This is a genomic window from Isoptericola sp. GX10416 (genome assembly GCF_056590155.1).
The window spans coordinates 48,563-64,630 of the sequence record NZ_JBWPVO010000007.1 but is presented as its reverse complement, the minus strand read 5'-3'; the positions used below and the strand labels follow the sequence as shown (position 1 = coordinate 64,630).

The window sequence follows — 16,068 nt, the reverse complement described above, 5'->3', positions numbered from 1 at the left end:
GGCTCCGGGCCCGACGGCGGCCGTCGTGCGTCACCGCTCAGGAGAACGGCAGGGTGAGCGTCGACGCCGCCCCGGTCGCGACCGAGGGACTCGCGCTGCCGAGCACGCTCCACAGCTCGACCCGCACCGTGCCGCCGTCGAGGTCGCCGAGGGACCCGTCCGCCGAGGCGAGGCGTCCCGTGGCGGTGTAGGTCTCGTCGCCCGGCACCGGGTCGGTCGCGAAGTACGCGTACGTCTCGGTGCGCTCGACGTCTCCGTCGCCGTCCAGGTCGTAGGTCACGCGGGCCTGCACGGCCAGCCCCACCGTGGACCCCGCGTCGACACCGAACGAGAACGCCGTGTCCTGCCCGGTGTACGACCCTGTCAGCCCGGTCGCCTCGAAGACGGCCGGCTGGTGGGGTGTCCCGTCGCGGTTCTGGCCGCCCGCACCGGCGAGCTCCACGCGGCCGTCCGTCGCCGCCGTCGCGCTCAGCGAGCCGTCCGGGCCGAGGTGCCGGACCGGCTGGAGGTCACCCGGCTCGGGGTCCGGCGTCGGGTCGGGGTCCGGCTCGGGGTCCGGGTCGACCGGGCCGCCGGTCGCGCCGCCACCGGTCCAGGAGCGGGCGCCGGTCGCCACCGTCTTGCCGGCGGGGACCTCCACGACCGTCCCGTCCGCGAAGGTCACGGACACCGGGGCCGCCGTGACGTTGGACGCCACGTAGGTGCGCCCGTCCTCGCCGTCGAACGCCGCGGCGAGCGCGTGGTCCGCACCGACGCCGGCCACCGTCCCGAGAGAGGCCAGGTTGGCCACCCAGTGGTACGTGTGGGCGCGGGTCTCGCCCTCCTCGGGCTCGAAGGACGACGACGTCAGCAGGTCGAGCGCGCGGGGTCCGTCTCCGAGGGCCAGGTAGCTCCACAGGATGTCCTGCCACACCGTCGGCGGACCGCCGTTGACCCCTTCCATGTGGTCGTACGCGGCACGCACGGTGGACGGCGACTCGCCGAGGTACAGGTGGGACCCGGTGATGGGCAGGGTGTTGATGCCCTGGATCATCTCCGGCTCCGCGCTGAACCATGTCGAGTAGGAACCGCCGTCGCCCCAGACCATCCCGACCGCGGGGTGCTCGAACTCGTCGGGGTAGGTCGACCCGTCGACGTCGAACCAGTAGCGCTGGATCGCGGCCGCCTGCGTGGCGTACAGGTAGACGCCGGCGTCGCGGACCTCCTGGTCACCGGTCGCCTCGCCCCACTGGATGAGCGCCCCGGCGAAGTTCATGCCCTCGGAGCTGGACTCCTGGTTGTTCCCGGCGGCGAACGCGCCGTGGCCGGAGGCCCAGTCGTGGCCCGCGTAGACGTCGAAGTCACGCAGGTACGGGAACCGGGTCTCGTCGCGGTCGTAGCCGTTGGCGTCGCGGATGAGCAGGTCCACCATGCCGCCGTACTCGGCGGCCCACTGCGGGTCGAACCGGGCCAGCGTGGCGGCCGCGGCCACGTAGTAGCCGTAGTGGAAGTGGTGGTCGTTGAGCTCGGTGTCCGCACCGTAGGAGGCGGGGTAGCCGATCAGGGTGCCCCACGGCTCGTCGTAGGCGAAGACCTGCTCGGTCTTGCCCGGCGTGGCGGTGAACCAGTCGGTCAGGACGTCCCGGACGGCGTCGAGCGCCTCGTCGCGCTGGGCGGTGCGGCCGAGCTGGTCGGCGATCTCCACGACGCGGGTGGCGCGGCCGAGGGCCTTGCCCGTCCAGTAGGTGTCCGATCCGCGCTGGTCGAGCGGGTCCCCGACCTCGTCGAGGTAGGCCTCCAGGGTGGCCCGGTCGGCGCCGGACGACGTCGCCACCGCGGGCAGCTCCGGCAGCACCCCGCCGTACGGCGTGGTGGTCGTGAACTCGGTGGCGTCGGTGAGGATCGCCATGTCGCCGCGCGGCGAGACGTAGGTGGGCCCGGCCGGCTCCGTCCCGGTGAGGTAGGCGCTCTGGTGCGGGTACAGCGCGGCGACCGTGCCGCCGTCGGCCGCTCCGGGCCAGGGCGTGGTGTCGAACGAGTACGTGGTGCGCACCGCGGCGTCGGTGGCGTCGTAGGTGTAGTCGGCGCGGGTTCCGGTGACGGGCGAGCGGCCGGCCGCGGTGTAGTCCTCGACGAGGGCGGCGCGCTCGGCCGTGGACCCGTCGGGCAGGACGGCGACGGCGAAGCGGTCCGTGCCCGCGGTCGCCGTGGTGCCGCTGAGGGACCAGGAGACGTCGGCGGGGACGACGGCGAGGTAGTCGGACCCGCCGACCCGCACGCCGAGACGTCCGGGCTCGTCGAGCCACACCTCGGGGCTGCCGGAGAACGTCAGCTGCGCGTCGCCGCCGGTCGCCTCGAACCAGGCGAGCGGCATGCCGTGGCCGATGGTCGCGTGCAGCGAGCGGGCGCCGTCGTCCCACACGGGCGTGACGGTCCAGTCGGTCCAGCCGGCGACGGCGACGTGGGGGGCGTCGAGCCCGACGACGCCTGCCCGCAGGTCCTCGGTGTAGGGGTAGTGGTACTCGCTCACGCCGGCACCGCTGCCGCTGATGGCCGGCTGCGTGGTGTAGGAGATGCCGAGGCCGCCCGCGGACGGCTGGTAGGAGGCCGGGTGGGCGTGCAGGGGTGCGCTGAAGGAGCAGTCGAACACCTTGTACGCCAGCGACGTCCACCAGTCGTTGGTGGGCAGCGGGGTGTCGGGCGCCTCGTCGGTGACGAAGGCCCGCGGGTCGGCCTCCACGGCGTCGCATCCCTGGGGACCGGGGCCGACGGGGTCGGTGGTGTAGCTGCCGGAACCGACGTCCACGACGTCGGCGGTGGCCGGGGGAGCGCTTGCCGTGATCGCCCCGCCGGCGATCAGGGCGAGCGCCGCGACACGGGCGGTACGCCGGTGTCGCGCGGGTTGTGAGAACGTCATCGTTCACCTCGCGGGTCGGTCGCCTCGTCGAGCACGTCGGCCCGCGTCCCACGGCCGACGTCCTTGATCAGCCCCGAGCAGACGTGTGGAAGCGATCCCAACACCATGGCGTAGATAGGTGACACGTGCAACCTCCGGTCATGAGGTCGCGCGGTCGATCCGTGCGCGAGGCGGGACTCGAACCCGCACGTCCGAAGACACCAGGACCTAAACCTGGCGCGTCTGCCTGATTTCGCCACTCGCGCGTGCGCCCCGAGTCTACGACCCGGGTCGGCGCGTCAGGAGAGCCCGAGCGCCTTGCGCAGCCGTGCCACGTGCCCCGTCGCCTTGACGTTGTACTGGGCGAGCGCCACCTTGCCGTCGGTGCCGACCACCACCGTCGAGCGGATGACGCCGACGACGGTGCGCCCGTAGTTCTTCTTCTCCCCCCAGGCGCCGTAGGCCTCGAGGACCTCACGCTCCGGGTCGGAGGCCAGCGGGAACGTCAGGGCGTCCCGCTCGACGAACTGCGCGAGCTTCGCCGGCTCGTCGGGGGAGATGCCCACGACGGCGTAGCCCGCGCCCTGCAGCGCGGCCAGCGAGTCACGGAAGTCGCACGCCTCGGTGGTGCAGCCGGGCGTCATGGCGGCGGGGTAGAAGTAGACCACCACGCCACGCTCCGCCTCGAGGCGGAGCTCCTCGAGCGAGACGGTGCCGCCGCCGGCGGTCGACAGGGTGAAGTCGGGTGCGGTGTCGCCGACGGCGAGACGGGTCACGTGGAGCTCCTCGAACGGGTCTGCTGGGCCGCCACGAGCCTAGCGCCCGCCCGGCACGGTGCCGGTCCGACGGCGTCGCTCGCGTAGCGTAGGGACCGTGAGCCCCGCAGCATCCAGCACCCCGTCGAGCACCGCGTCCCCCGCGGGCGCGTCCCCCCGCCGGCCGGCCGAGCCGCTGCCCATCCGCATGCTGCACGACCGCGTGCTCGTCGACCCGGAGACCGACCGTGCTGAGCGGCAGTCGTCGGCCGGCCTCGTCATCCCGGCGACGGCGGCGGGCCCCAAGCGGCTGACCTGGGCCACGGTGGTCGCCAAGGGCGAGCACGTGCGCCAGGTGGCCGTGGGCGACCGGGTGCTCTACGACCCCGAGGACCGGGCCGAGGTCGACCTCGGCGGCACGGACTACGTGCTGCTGCGCGAGCGGGACGTGCACGCCGTGGCGGAGCGCTCGGACGACGCGGGAACCACGGGCCTGTACCTGTGAGGGTGGCTGTCGTGCAGGTCACAGCCCTCCGCCGGGGATCCAAGTACCGGTCGTGCGTTCCGGCCTGGTAATGTTTCACACCGCTACGCGCCATTAGCTCAATGGGTAGAGCAGCTGACTCTTAATCAGCGGGTTCGGGGTTCGAGTCCCTGATGGCGCACCAGCGAGGACGACGAACCGACCGCCTGCTCATCGTCCGCGCTTGTTCGCGCGCCATTAGCTCAATGGGTAGAGCAGCTGACTCTTAATCAGCGGGTTCGGGGTTCGAGTCCCTGATGGCGCACCAGCGAGGCCCTCGTCGCAGCAGCGACGGGGGCCTCTGCCGTTGGCGTTCAGGCGGCTCGCGGCGGCACGATGGACGGATGATCTCCACCGAGCTCGCCACCCGCCTGCGTGACGCCGGGCTGACCTGGAAGCCCACGGACGGGGACAGGTTCCACATCGACGCCCCGGAGCTGGCCGCGGAGGTGTTCACCGTCTCCACGTTGACCATCGAGCCGCACCACTACCCGACGGGCACGGTGCTCGGCTTCAACGGGACCACCGAGTGGGCCCTGGACTCCGTGGACATCGAGGACACGCTCTGGCTCCCGCGCGAGGACCAGCTGCGCTCCTTGCTCGGGCGCACCTTCCGCTCGTTGGTGCACGACGGCGATACCTACGTCGTCGAGGTCGACCTCCTCGGAGAGCGGCGCACCTTCGCGGCCCCGGAGGCGGCCGACGCCTACGGGCAGGCGCTGCTCGCCCTGGTCGAGCTGGCGGCGGAATAGGGGCAGGCCCGTGCTGCGCCGTACCCTGGGGCGGTGTCCGAGACCCCGCCCAGCTCTACCGAGCGTCCGCACGAGGCCGACGAGCCGCGCCACGAGAACTTCCTTCGTCGGCCGCGCAGCTATGTGCGGCGGACCGAGCGGCTGACCGCCGGGCAGCAGCGTGCCTGGGACGCCCGCCGTCATCACTACCTGGTCGACGTGCCGCGCGAGCGCCGTGAGCTGTCCGTGCACCCGGACTGGCGGTTCGACGCGGCGGCGGAGTTCGGGCGGACGGCGCCCGTCGTGCTCGAGATCGGCACGGGGCTGGGCGAGTGCATCGTGCATGCCGCCGCCACCCATCCTGAGCGCGACCACGTGGCCGTCGAGGTCTACACGCCGGGCGTCGCGCAGGTCATCGTGCGGGCGGGCCACGGCGGCGCCGACCCGGCAGACGCCGGCGGGGCACCCGGCCAGGTGCTCGACAACCTGAGGATCATGCAGGTCGACGCCGCCGAGCTGCTGCGCCACGGGCTGCCGGAGGCGAGCCTCGACGAGGTGTGGGTCTTCTTCCCGGACCCGTGGCCCAAGCAGAAGCACCACAAGCGGCGCCTGGTCGACCCGGAGCTCGCCGACCTCGTCGCGCGGGTCCTGCGCCCGGGCGGCCGCTGGCGCCTGGCCACCGACTGGGCCCAGTACGGCGAGGTGATGCTGAAGGTGGGCGACGCCGCCGAGGGCTTCCGCAACGCCCACGGACCGGGAGGACGTGCCCCTCGGTTCGAGGGCCGCGTCATGACGAGCTTCGAGCGCAAGGGCCGCAGCGCCGGCCGCGAGGTGACGGACCTGGAGTTCGTCCGCGTCTGAGCGGACCGCCTGGCGGCTCAGTCGTCCAGGCCGCGCGCCCGGAGCGCCTCGCCGAGCGCGTCCGCCTGCCGCAGCGCACCGACGACCAGCGGGACCGCGAACGCCCGGACGTCGTGCTCGCGCCCGCGGGCCCGCTGCGCGTCGCGCACCGTCCCCGCCAGGGCCGTGAGCACGGGGACCGAGCGGACGGCCAGCGCCAGCACCAGCGCGGCCCGCTCGGCGTCGAGGCCCACGCGGCGCAGCGGGCCCAGAGCCCGTTCGAGGGCGGCCAGGAGCAGGGAGGTCGGCGTCGTGGCCGTGACGAGACCGGCCAGGGCGACGAGCGCCACCAGGCGGGTGGTGAGCACGCACGCGGCGAGCGGCCCGAGCGTGGCCCACTGCACCGCGACGACGCACGGGACGAACCAGCGCAGCGGCCGCACCTGCGACCACACCGCGCGCGGGCCGAGCCGCGCCAGGGCGTAGAGCCCGAGGACGCCGACGACGGCGGCACCCGCCCCGACCGGCGAGCGCACGGCCAGCAGGGCGAGGGAGCACACGCACAGCGCGGCCAGCTTGGTCCCGGCCCCCAGCCGGTGCACCGGGCTCACGCCATCAGCCGACGGTAGGCGGGCACCGCGGCCGCGGGGACGTCGTCGACCACCACCCGGCCGCCGTCGACGACGAGCACGCGGTCGAAGCCCGACACCAGGTCGAGGTCGTGCGTCACCAGCACGACGTGCTGGTCGAGCGCCGCGAGCCGGTCGGCGACGGCCCGGGTGTTGCGCAGGTCCAGGAGCGTGGTCGGCTCGTCCGCGACGACCAGCCGTGGCGCGGTGACCAGCACGCTCGTCAGGGCCAGGAGCTGCTTCTGCCCGCCGGAGAGCAGGTGGGCCGGGTGGTCGGCGTGGTCGGCGAGGCCGTGCCGGTCGAGCTCGGCGGCGACCCGCGCCGCCACCGCCGCCCGCGACAGCCCCGAGCGGCGCAGGGAGTAGGCGACGTCCTCGGCGACGGTCGGCATGATGATCTGCGCGTCCGGGTCGGTGAACACGAACCCGACGCGTCGTCGCACCTCCCGGCCACGGCGGCGGGTGTCCAGCCCGTCCACCAGCACGCGGCCCGACGTCGGCACGATCAGCCCGTTCAGCAGGCGTGCGAGGGTCGACTTGCCCGACCCGTTCGCACCGATGACGGCGACCCGGCGCTCGGTGAGCCGCAGCGAGACGCCGTGCAGCACCTCGCGTTCGCCGTGGCGCACGTGCACGTCGTCCAGCACCACCTCGGTCATCGGACCACCTCGACGAGCAGTGCGACGCCGAGGCCTCCCGCCGCGGCAGCCGTCGCCAGCCCGAGCGTGCCGGCCGGCGCACCGGCGGTGACCAGGCGGGCGTACAGCCGCACCACGGCCACCGCACCGCTGGCCCCGAACGGGTGGCCCAGCCCGAGCGTGCCGCCGTCGGTGTTCCAGCGGGCGTCGTCGGCGCCCAGCTCCTCGGTGACCGCGAGCGCCTGGACGGCGAACGCCTCGACGAGCTCGACCGCGGCGACGTCGCCCAGCGCGACACCCGCCCGGGCGCAGGCCGTCCGGACCGCCGCGACCGGGCCGACCATCGGGCGCGACGGGTCGGTGCCGCAGGTGACCGCGGCCCGGACGCGCAGCCCGGGGGAGCCGTCGGGCACGACGGCGACGGCGGCCGCGCCGTCGCCCGAGGGGGCCGCCGAGAGCGCCGTGACGGAGCCGTCCGCGCCGAACGCACCGGGCAGCCGGTCGAGCACCCGCGGGTCGAGCCTCCGGGCGTGCTCGTCACGCCGGAGCCCGCCGACCGGCACGGTCTCGGCGGCGAAGCGACCGGCGGCGTGCGCCGTGCGGACGCGCTCGTGCGAGCGGACGGCCCAGGCGTGCTGGCGCTCGCGGGCGGTGCCGCGGGCGCGCGCGAGCCGGTCGGCGGCGTCGCCGAGGTCGGGGTCGGCCCAGGGTGGTGGTGCGAACGACGCGCGGCCGTAGGCCAGGGGGCCGTGCGACCGGCGGGGCGCGTGCGAGCCGCTCTCCACCCCGCCGGCGAGCACGGCGTCGGCCTGCCCGGAGTCGACGAGTGCGGCACCGACGGCGATCGCCGCCAGCCCGGAGGCGCACTGCCGGTCCACGGTGAGCCCCGGTGCCGTCAGGCCGGCGGCGAGCGCGGCCCGCCGGGCCACGTTGCCGCCGTGGCCGGCCGCGTTGCCGAGCACGACGTCGTCCACGTCGTCCACCCCGGCGTCGCGCGCCGTGGCGGTCAGGACGGCGGCGGCGAGCGCCGTCTCGTCGACGCCGCGGTGACCGCGGCCCGTCACCCCGATCCAGGTGCGGCGCGCGGCGACGACGACGCTCACCGCAGCACCCCGAGCTCGCCCACCCGGGCGGCCGGGTCGGTGCCGGCCACGGCGGCCCCGAGCGCGGCACGCGCCACCTTGCCGTCGGCGGTGCGCGGCAGCGCGTCGACCCGGTACCAGCGGCGTGGTCGCTGGGCGGGGGCGAGGGTGGCGCGGGCCACCCGTTCGAGGTGCGCGCGCAGGCCGGGCCGGTCGTCGGCCTCGACCACGGCGACGACCACGGCACCGAGCCGGCGGTGCGGCGCCCCGGCCACGACGACGTCGCGCACGCCGGGCACGGGGCGCAGGGCCGCCTCGACGTCCTCGGGAACCACGGTGGCCCCCGCGGTCAGCACGGCCCCGTCGCCGCGTCCGCGCAGCACCAGCGGCCCGCTGCCGGAGCCCAGCGGGACGGCGCTCGTCGCGGGGGCCGGGCCCGCGCCGTCGGGCAGCTCGGCGAGGTCGCCGACGGTGGCCCACGCGCCGTCGCGGCGCAGCGGTCCGCGGGCACCCGCGAGGTAGCCCTGCGACACCCACGGCGAGCGCACCCACACCTCGCCCAGGCTGGTGCCGGGCTGGGGCCGCACGGCGACGTCCACCTCGGGGAACGGTCGCAGCCCGTCGCCCGTGTCGACGGCGACGAAGCTGAGCTCGACCGCGCCGTAGTAGGCGACCAGCTCCAGGCCGGACGCGGCGGCGCGCTCGCGCTGGACAGGGTCGAGGCCTGCACCACCGACGACGGCGGTCCGTAGCCGCGACGGCATCCCGGCGACCAGGGCGTCGAGCACGTCGTCCAGCCGAGAGGGCACCAGGTGGACCACGTCGCTCGCCGCGAGGGCCGCCGTCGTCGCGGTCGGTCCCGGCGCCAGGTGTGCGCACGCGCCCACGGCGAGCGCGTGCACCGCGGCGAAGCAGTGCAGCGAGCTGGCCAGCGGCCCGGTGACCAGCACCGTGTCGGTGGCCCGGGTGCCGGTCAGCCGGCTCACGTGGTCGAAGGACCGGGTCCAGGACCCGCGGTCGCGGACCACGGCGCGCGGGCGACCGGTGCTGCCGGAGGAGAACCCGGCCCACGCGGTGTCGGCGTCGTCGGGCGGCGGTCCGGCACCCCTGTCCGCGTCGCCGAGCCCGACCGTGCCGGGCGCGGCGCGCGGCAACGGCACGTGGACGACGACGGCGGGCGTCAGGGCGCGCAGCACCTCGGCGCGCTGGTGCACCGGCCAGGCGGGGTCGGCCACCAGGCCGGTGGCGCCGGCGAGGTCGACGGCGAGCAGACCGACGAGCGCGTCGAGCGGGTCGTGCAGCAGCAGCGCGACGAGGTCGCCGGGGCGGGTGCCGGTGGCCGTGAGGTGCTCGGCGCCGGCGCGCACGTCGGCGGCCAGCTCCGCGTACGTGCGGTCGCGTGTCGCATGGCGCAGCGCGGGCCGGTCCCGGCCCGGCCCGGCCGCGTGCCGCAGGACGTGGTGGGCGACGGGCACCCTCAGCCCTCCCGCGTGCGGTACCGCAGGGCGGCCGGGTAGGCGCGGGCCACGGCGACGGTGATGCCCGCGCACGCCAGCGCCTTGAGCAGGTCCCCGGGCAGGAACGCCAGGGACAGCCAGGCGGTCTGTGCCAGCGGGACCCCGGTCACGACCGCCTGCACCGGCAGGCCGAACGCGTACACGACGCCGACGCCCCCGACGAGCGCCGCGACGAGCACCCCGGCGAACGTGACCCGCCGGAGCCGCTGGACGAGCAGGCCCACGACGAACGCCCCGGCGGCGAAGCCGACGAGATAGCCGGCCGAAGGTCCCACGAAGGCACCCAGCCCGCCGCGGCCCCCGGCGAGCAGCGGCAGCCCTGCGGCAGCCAGGACCAGCAGGGTCAGCACCGCCAGGGCGCCGCGACGGGCGCCGAGCACGGTGCCCGCGAGCATCACCCCGAGGGTCTGCAACGTGATCGGCACGGCGTTGCCGAACAGGCTGAGCGAGCCCGGCAGCCCGAGCACGGCGACGAGGGCGGCGAACGTGGCCACCCGGGCGGCGTCGGCGGCGTCCAGGGCTCCGCGGCGCCCGCTGGCGGTGCTCGGTGCGGTCTCGGTGGCCTCGGTCATCGGTTCTCCTTCGCGCGGCGGTCGGGCGTGGTCGGGTACCACTCTGGTGGCCGGGCGTCCACGGGGCGCCGGGCGGCGTACCCACCCGCGTCGCGCCGTCGTGCACGAATCGCACAAGCGGTTGCCGGAAGCTCCAAACGAGGCACGCCGGGGCTGGCGGGTGCGGCCATGGCGGCGACGCGGTGGCGGGTGCCGGCGAGGCGCGACAGGATGCCCGCATGGACCAGACGTACGACGTGATCGTCATCGGCGCGGGCCCCGTCGGGGAGAACGCGGCCGGCCGGGCCGCCGCCACCGGGCTCTCGGTGGCCGTCGTGGAGGCGGAGCTCGTGGGCGGGGAGTGCTCGTACTGGGCCTGCATCCCGTCCAAGACGTTGCTGCACCCCGGCGCGGCACGCGCCGCGGCCCGTGCCACGCCCGGCGTGGCGGACCCGGGCCCGCTCGATGCCGCAGCCGTGCTGGCCTGGCGCGACAAGGCGACCGGGGAGGGCGACGACACCGGCCAGGTGGAGTGGCTCGCATCGGCCGGCATCGCGCTGGTGCGCGGTCACGGCCGGCTGGTGGGGGAGCGGAAGGTCGAGGTCACACCGGCGCTCGGGTCCGTGGACGGCGGCGGCACCCACCTGCTGCACGCCCGGTGCGCCGTCGTGGTGGCCACCGGCAGCGCACCGGTGCTGCCTCCGGTCCCGGGGCTGGGCGCCGCGAACCCGTGGACGTCGCGCGAGGCCACGGCCGCCGAGGCGGTGCCGGAGTCGCTCGTGGTGCTCGGCGGTGGTGTGGTGGGCTGCGAGATGGCGACCGCCTACTCCGACCTGGGCGCCCGGGTCACCCTCCTGGCGCGCAGCGGCCTGCTGACCGGTGCCGAACCCTTCGCCGGTGAAGCCGTCGCCGACGCCCTGCGCGAGGCCGGGGTCGACGTCCGGCTCGGCAGCGAGGTGACGGAGGTCTCCCGCCCCGAGGTCGGCGGCCCGGTCACCGTGACCGTCGAGGACGGTCGGGGGACACAGCAGGTGACGGCGGCGGAGCTGCTGGTGGCGACCGGGCGGCGGCCCCGCACGGGCGAGGTGGGCCTCGACAGCGTGGGGCTGGCGACGGACGCGCCGCTGCGCACCGACGACTCGATGGTGGTCCAGGGCGTGAGCCGGTCCGCCGGGGGCAACCCGTGGCTGTTCGCCTGCGGCGACGTCACCGGCCGAGCCCCGACCACCCACCAGGGCAAGTACGAGGCACGCGTCGCCGGCGACGTCGTCGCCGCCCTGTACGGCCCGGACGACAGCTCCTCACGGATGCCACCGCCGCACGCCCGAGCCTGGACGAGGTACGCGGCCAGCGCGGACCACGTCGCCCGGACCCAGGTGGTCTTCACCCGCCCGCAGGTGGCGTCGGTGGGTCCCACGGAGACCGAGGCGCGCGACGCCGGCCTGCCGGTGCGCGCCGTCGCCTACGACCTGTCCGCCGTCGCCGGTGCGAGCGTCACGTCGCCCGACTACGCGGGCCGGGCGCAGATCCTCGTGGACACTGAGCGCGAGGTGATCGTCGGCGCCACGTTCGTGGGGCCCGACGCGAGCGAGATGCTGCACGCGGCCACGATCGCCGTCGTCGGCGAGGTGCCGCTCGGCCGACTCTGGCACGCGGTGCCCGCGTTCCCCACCGTCTCGGAGGTGTGGCTGCGGTTCGCGGAGGAGTACGGGCTGTGAGGCCCAGCGGTTAGGCTCTGGGCCGTGACCACGACGCCGAAGCGAGTCGGACTCGCCACCTGCTCCGTCCTGCCCGACCTCGACGCCGACGACCGCCCGCTCGTCCCCGCTCTCGCCGGCCGCGGCGTCACGGCCGAGCCGGTCGTGTGGGACGACCCCGACGTCGACTGGGCGGAGTACGACCTCGTCGTCGTGCGCTCCACGTACGACTACTCGCCCCGGCGCGACCAGTTCGTCGAGTGGGCGCGCTCCGTGCCGCGGCTGGCCAACAGCGCCGACGTCATCTCGTGGAACACCGACAAGACCTACCTGCAGGCGCTCGACGCCGCCGGGGTGCCCGTCATCCCCACGATCTGGCTCGACCCCGAGCGCCACCTGTCGAAGCGCGCGATCCACACCCGCATGCCCGCCTTCGGCGACTTCGTGGTCAAGCCGGTCGTCTCGGCGGGCGCCAAGGACACGGGGCGCTACCAGCCCGTCAGCTCGGCGTCGCGGGCGCTCGCGATCCAGCACGCCAAGTCCCTGCTCGACGACGGCCGGGCCGTGATGATCCAGCCGTACGTGACCAGCGTGGACACCCAGGGCGAGACCTGCCTGATCTTCGTCGACGGCGAGATGCGCCACTCCGTGCGCAAGAACGCCCTGCTCACCGGGCCCAGCCGACCCACGCAGGGGCTCTACGCCCAGGAGAAGATGCGCCCCGTCGAGGCGACCGACGCGGAGATCGACGTCGCCCGGCGGGCGCTCGCCGTCGCGCACGAGAAGCTCGGGGTGGAGCAGCCGTTCCTCTACGCCCGCGTGGACCTCGTCGGCGGCGCGGAGTCGCCGACGGTCATCGAGCTCGAGCTCACCGAGCCGTCGCTGTGGCTCAAGCACGACGGCGGTGCCGGGACCGCGGGGTCGCTCGCGGACGCGATCGTCGCCCGCCTGGGCTGAGCCCGCGGCCCGGCCGCTCGTCACCGGGTCACGACAGGCCGTTCTCCGAGAGCCAGTCGGCCGCGATGTCCTCGCTGGAGCGCTGCTCCTCGGTGGACTGCACGTTGAGGTCCACCAGGCCCTCGGGCGTCAGGGCGGCGCTGACCGGGTCGATCGCGGCGGCGACGTCCTCGGCGACATCGGTGGAGACCAGCGGGACCACGTGCGAGGCGAGGAACAGGCCCTCCGGGTCCTCCAGCGTGACCAGGCCCTCGGTCTGGATCCGGGGGTCGGCGCTGAACACGTTCGCCACGTTGACCGTGCCCGCCACGAGGTCCTGGACCGTCGTGTCGCCGGTGGCCTCGAACGACACGTCGACCCCGTAGACGTCCGCGAGCCCCTGCGGACCGTAGGGCCGCTCCTCGAGCTCGGCGGGGCCGCCGACCACGATCTCCTCCTCGGCGTCGGCGAGGTCACCGATGGTGGTCAGGCCGTTGGCCTCGGCGAAGTCGGCCGTGACGTTGTAGGAGTCCTGGTCGGTGGCAGCCGACTGGTCGAGGACGGCCAGACCTTCCGGCAGGGCGTCCTGGAGCGCCGCGTAGACGTCGTCGGTCGACGTCGCGGTGGTCTCCGGGTCGAAGAACTGCAGCAGGTTGCCCGTGTACTCGGGGAAGACCTGCACCTCGCCGTTCTCGAGCGCCGGCATGTAGGCGTCGCGCTGACCGATGGAGAAGTTCCGCTCGACGGTGAAGCCGTCGGCCTCGAGGGCCTGGGCGTAGATCTCCGCGATGATCTCGTTGGAGTAGTACGCCTGGGAGCCGACGACGATCGTGCCGGCGGCCGCGGTCTCCTCGCCGTCACCGGTGTCCTGCTCCAACGGGTCGGAGCCGCCGCCGCAGGCCGTCAGGGTGAGGAGCGCGGCCGCCGCTCCGGCGACGAGGGTGATGGTTCGTCGGGTGCTGCGCATGGTCTGCCTTTCGTGGGCGTTCGTGGGTGTTCGATGGACGGGGTTCAGGTGTCGCGGGCGCGTCCGGCGGAGACCCCCGCCGGCACGACGAGCCGCTCGAGGACGGCGAACAGGGCGTCGAGCACCACGGCGAGCACCACGATGACGAGCGCCGCCCCGAGTATCTGCGCGAAGTCGCGGATCTGGATGCCCTGGACGATGTAGAAGCCGAGACCCCAGCTGCCGACGTAGCCGGCGAGCGTCACGGTGGCCACCACCTGCAGCGTCGCGGACCGCAGCCCGCCGATGAGCAGCGGCAGCCCGAGCGGGACCTCGACCTTGCGCAGCACCTGCGTCGGGGTCATCCCCACCGACCGGGCGCCGTCGACCACCCGCCGGTCGACCGCCTCGACCCCCGAGTAGGCGCCCGCGAGGACGGGCGGGATCGCCAGCAGCACGAACGCCGTCGTGGATGCGCCGACCTTGTGCGTCACTCCCAGCACCAGGACCAGGAGCAGGACGAGCCCGAACGACGGCACCGCCCGTGCGGCGCCGGACAGCGCCACCGCGACCTCGCGGCCCCGGCCGGTGTGCCCGATCAGCCACCCGGCCGGCACCGCGACCATCGCGGCGAGCAGCACGGAGACGGCCGTGAAGGCGACGTGCGTCCAGACGGCCTCGGAGAGCGGCAGGGAGCCGGTCTGCCGGTCGGGGGAGAAGATCCAGGCGATCGCCTCGGCAAAGAGGTCCATCACGCCCCCTTCCGGGTCCACGGCATGAGTGCACGGCCGAGCAGGACCAGCAGGGCGTCGACCAGCAGCGCGATGACGACGACGGCCACCACGCCCGCGAGGATCTCGGGGACGATCTGGCGCTGGTAGCCGTTCGTGAACAGGTAGCCCAGGTTGTCGATCCCGATGAGGATCCCGACGGTCGCCAGCGAGATGGTGGACACCGCGGTGACGCGCAACCCGGCCAGGACGACGGGCCCCGCCAGGGGGAGGTCGACCTGCCAGAACCGTCGCCAGCTCCCGTAGCCGACGGCGACGGCGGCCTGGCGGACCGACGGCTCGACCGAGGCGAGCGCGTCCGCGACGAACCGGGTCATGATCGCCACCGCGTAGATGGTCAGAGCGATGATGAGGTTGATCTCGCTGAGGAAGCTGATGCCCAGCAGCGGGGGCAGGAGCGCGAACAGCGCGAGCGACGGGATCGTGTAGAGCAGGCCCACGAGCGTCAGGACGAGCCCTCGGGTCAGGCGGAACCGGAACGCGAGCCAGCCCGCCGGGACGGACGCGAGGAACCCGAGCAGGATGGGCAGCGCGCTCTGGCGCAGGTGCTCCCCGGTGAGCCGGCCGATGAGGTCGAGGTTGTCCAGGACCCAGGTCATGCAGGAGCCTCCGGCCCAGGGCTGTCGACGAGGACCCCCTGGGTGCGGCCGCCGGCATCGACGAGCACGGTGCCGCGACCGGTCTGCTTGGTGTGCAGGGCGCGGGCGCCGCGCTCGGCACCGATGAAGCTCGCCACGAACTCGTCGGCGGGATTCTCGATGATCTCGCTCGGGGACCCGATCTGTGCGACCTGGGCACCCTTCTCGAGGATCACGACCTGGTCGCCCAGCAGGAACGCCTCGTCGACGTCGTGCGTGACGAACACGACGGTCTTGTTCAGCTCCTGCTGCAGACGGAGCGTCTCGGTCTGCAGCTCGGCGCGGACGATGGGGTCGACGGCGCCGAACGGCTCGTCCATGAGCAGGATGTTCGGGTCGGCGGCCAGGGCGCGCGCCACGCCGACGCGCTGCTGCTGACCGCCGGAGAGCTGGCCGGGGTACCGCTCGGCGATCGCCCGGTCCAGGCCCACCGTGTCGAGCAGCTCGAGCGCACGGTCGCGCGCGGTGCGTCGCGACGTGCCCTCGAGCCGCAGCACGGTCGTGACGTTGTCGACCACCCTGTGGTGGGGGAGCAGCCCGCCGTTCTGCAGCACGTACCCGATGCTGCGCCGCAGCTTCACGGCGTCCCGGTCCTGGATCGGCTCGCCGTCGATCTCGATGACCCCGGACGTCGGGTCGACCATCCGGTTGATCATCCGCAGCAGGGTCGTCTTGCCGCAGCCCGACGATCCCACCAGGACCGTCGTCTTGTGCGGCGGGATGACCAGGTCGAAGTCCGCGACGGCATGGGTGCCGTCCGGGTACGTCTTGGTCACCGAGCGGAACTCGATCATGGGCAGTGCCTCCGGAGGGCGGGGGTTTCCGACGTCCTACCCGACCACAATCCTGCGCGCGGCGCGAGAGAACCCGCCGGTCGCGCGGCGATCTCGCGGCCCGGCCGCGAACCCCTGCAGGCAGA

16 protein-coding genes and 3 tRNA genes are annotated in these 16,068 nt (G+C 74.6%); 7 read left to right on the top strand and 12 right to left on the bottom strand.

Annotated features, from left to right (window positions below):
• Positions 1-37: 37 nt before the first annotated feature.
• From ACWAT2_RS11695 to bcp, 3 genes are all read right to left on the bottom strand, one after another.
• Positions 38-2,896, bottom strand: coding sequence for a glycosyl hydrolase (locus ACWAT2_RS11695; RefSeq protein ID WP_402376246.1), 2,859 nt, complete (start codon positions 2,894-2,896; stop codon positions 38-40).
• A 162-nt stretch (positions 2,897-3,058) separates the two neighbouring features.
• Positions 3,059-3,141 (bottom strand) — tRNA-Leu (locus tag ACWAT2_RS11690).
• A 33-nt stretch (positions 3,142-3,174) separates the two neighbouring features.
• The gene (gene bcp / locus ACWAT2_RS11685) at positions 3,175-3,651 is read right to left on the bottom strand and encodes a thioredoxin-dependent thiol peroxidase (RefSeq protein ID WP_402376249.1); all 477 of its coding nucleotides are present in this window, start codon (positions 3,649-3,651) and stop codon (positions 3,175-3,177) included.
• A 187-nt stretch (positions 3,652-3,838) separates the two neighbouring features.
• Between bcp and ACWAT2_RS11680 the strand changes: the two genes are divergently transcribed.
• From ACWAT2_RS11680 to trmB, 5 genes are all read left to right on the top strand, one after another.
• Entirely contained in the window at positions 3,839-4,135 is a 297-nt protein-coding gene (locus ACWAT2_RS11680) for a GroES family chaperonin (RefSeq protein ID WP_402376377.1), read from the top strand.
• 87 nt (positions 4,136-4,222) lie between these two features.
• Positions 4,223-4,298, top strand: a tRNA-Lys gene (locus tag ACWAT2_RS11675).
• A gap of 47 nt (positions 4,299-4,345) precedes the next feature.
• Positions 4,346-4,421 (top strand) — tRNA-Lys (locus tag ACWAT2_RS11670).
• A 76-nt stretch (positions 4,422-4,497) separates the two neighbouring features.
• Positions 4,498-4,905, top strand: a complete 408-nt coding sequence (locus ACWAT2_RS11665) for a pilus assembly protein CpaE (protein WP_402376251.1) — start codon at positions 4,498-4,500, stop codon at positions 4,903-4,905.
• 33 nt (positions 4,906-4,938) lie between these two features.
• Positions 4,939-5,745, top strand: coding sequence for a tRNA (guanosine(46)-N7)-methyltransferase TrmB (gene trmB / locus ACWAT2_RS11660; protein ID WP_402376253.1), 807 nt, complete (start codon positions 4,939-4,941; stop codon positions 5,743-5,745).
• A gap of 17 nt (positions 5,746-5,762) precedes the next feature.
• On the opposite strand, the gene ACWAT2_RS11655 is transcribed toward trmB, so the two are convergent.
• The 5 genes from ACWAT2_RS11655 to ACWAT2_RS11635 are packed head-to-tail and all read right to left on the bottom strand — an operon-like array spanning position 5,763 to position 10,162.
• On the bottom strand, positions 5,763-6,335 hold the full coding sequence (locus ACWAT2_RS11655) for an energy-coupling factor transporter transmembrane component T family protein (protein WP_402376256.1): 573 nt from the start codon (positions 6,333-6,335) through the stop codon (positions 5,763-5,765).
• On the bottom strand, positions 6,332-7,012 hold the full coding sequence (locus tag ACWAT2_RS11650; protein WP_402376259.1) for an energy-coupling factor ABC transporter ATP-binding protein: 681 nt from the start codon (positions 7,010-7,012) through the stop codon (positions 6,332-6,334). Before ACWAT2_RS11650 ends, ACWAT2_RS11655 begins: the two co-directional genes overlap by 4 nt.
• Entirely contained in the window at positions 7,009-8,094 is a 1,086-nt protein-coding gene (locus tag ACWAT2_RS11645) for an acetyl-CoA C-acyltransferase (protein ID WP_402376261.1), read from the bottom strand. The genes ACWAT2_RS11650 and ACWAT2_RS11645 overlap by 4 nt, the downstream gene beginning before the upstream one ends.
• Entirely contained in the window at positions 8,091-9,548 is a 1,458-nt protein-coding gene (locus tag ACWAT2_RS11640; RefSeq protein WP_402376264.1) for a class I adenylate-forming enzyme family protein, read from the bottom strand. Before ACWAT2_RS11640 ends, ACWAT2_RS11645 begins: the two co-directional genes overlap by 4 nt.
• 2 nt (positions 9,549-9,550) lie before the next feature.
• A complete protein-coding gene (locus ACWAT2_RS11635) occupies positions 9,551-10,162 on the bottom strand; it encodes a biotin transporter BioY (protein ID WP_402376267.1) in 612 nt (203 codons plus the stop codon).
• A gap of 218 nt (positions 10,163-10,380) precedes the next feature.
• On the opposite strand from ACWAT2_RS11635, the gene ACWAT2_RS11630 reads away from it, so the two are divergent.
• Positions 10,381-11,859: a dihydrolipoyl dehydrogenase family protein gene (locus ACWAT2_RS11630; RefSeq protein ID WP_402376270.1), complete on the top strand. Its 1,479-nt coding sequence runs from the start codon at positions 10,381-10,383 to the stop codon at positions 11,857-11,859.
• A 24-nt stretch (positions 11,860-11,883) separates the two neighbouring features.
• Positions 11,884-12,795: an ATP-grasp domain-containing protein gene (locus tag ACWAT2_RS11625; protein WP_402376273.1), complete on the top strand. Its 912-nt coding sequence runs from the start codon at positions 11,884-11,886 to the stop codon at positions 12,793-12,795.
• 28 nt (positions 12,796-12,823) lie between these two features.
• On the opposite strand, the gene ACWAT2_RS11620 is transcribed toward ACWAT2_RS11625, so the two are convergent.
• The 4 genes from ACWAT2_RS11620 to ACWAT2_RS11605 are packed head-to-tail and all read right to left on the bottom strand — an operon-like array spanning position 12,824 to position 15,943.
• Complete coding sequence (locus ACWAT2_RS11620) at positions 12,824-13,741, bottom strand: ABC transporter substrate-binding protein (RefSeq protein ID WP_402376276.1); 918 nt, start codon at positions 13,739-13,741, stop codon at positions 12,824-12,826.
• A 44-nt stretch (positions 13,742-13,785) separates the two neighbouring features.
• Positions 13,786-14,472, bottom strand: a complete 687-nt coding sequence (locus tag ACWAT2_RS11615; protein WP_402376279.1) for an ABC transporter permease — start codon at positions 14,470-14,472, stop codon at positions 13,786-13,788.
• Positions 14,472-15,110 (bottom strand): ABC transporter permease, encoded by a 639-nt coding sequence (locus ACWAT2_RS11610; RefSeq protein ID WP_402376281.1) that lies wholly within the window; start codon positions 15,108-15,110, stop codon positions 14,472-14,474. Before ACWAT2_RS11610 ends, ACWAT2_RS11615 begins: the two co-directional genes overlap by 1 nt.
• Positions 15,107-15,943: an ABC transporter ATP-binding protein gene (locus ACWAT2_RS11605; protein WP_402376283.1), complete on the bottom strand. Its 837-nt coding sequence runs from the start codon at positions 15,941-15,943 to the stop codon at positions 15,107-15,109. The genes ACWAT2_RS11610 and ACWAT2_RS11605 overlap by 4 nt, the downstream gene beginning before the upstream one ends.
• Positions 15,944-16,068: the final 125 nt, after the last annotated feature.

Bases quoted from the DNA above. Each gene is read 5' to 3' on its own strand.
- ACWAT2_RS11695 (WP_402376246.1), bottom strand. From the start codon at position 2,896: ATGACGTTCTCACAACCCGCGCGACACCGGCGTACCGCCCGTGTCGCG.
- ACWAT2_RS11680 (WP_402376377.1), top strand. From the start codon at position 3,839: ATGCTGCACGACCGCGTGCTCGTCGACCCGGAGACCGACCGTGCTGAG.
- ACWAT2_RS11650 (WP_402376259.1), bottom strand. From the start codon at position 7,012: ATGACCGAGGTGGTGCTGGACGACGTGCACGTGCGCCACGGCGAACGC.
- ACWAT2_RS11610 (WP_402376281.1), bottom strand. From the start codon at position 15,110: ATGACCTGGGTCCTGGACAACCTCGACCTCATCGGCCGGCTCACCGGG.
- ACWAT2_RS11630 (WP_402376270.1), top strand. From the start codon at position 10,381: ATGGACCAGACGTACGACGTGATCGTCATCGGCGCGGGCCCCGTCGGG.
- ACWAT2_RS11620 (WP_402376276.1), bottom strand. From the start codon at position 13,741: ATGCGCAGCACCCGACGAACCATCACCCTCGTCGCCGGAGCGGCGGCC.
- ACWAT2_RS11605 (WP_402376283.1), bottom strand. From the start codon at position 15,943: ATGATCGAGTTCCGCTCGGTGACCAAGACGTACCCGGACGGCACCCAT.
- ACWAT2_RS11615 (WP_402376279.1), bottom strand. From the start codon at position 14,472: ATGGACCTCTTTGCCGAGGCGATCGCCTGGATCTTCTCCCCCGACCGG.
- ACWAT2_RS11635 (WP_402376267.1), bottom strand. From the start codon at position 10,162: ATGACCGAGGCCACCGAGACCGCACCGAGCACCGCCAGCGGGCGCCGC.
- ACWAT2_RS11665 (WP_402376251.1), top strand. From the start codon at position 4,498: ATGATCTCCACCGAGCTCGCCACCCGCCTGCGTGACGCCGGGCTGACC.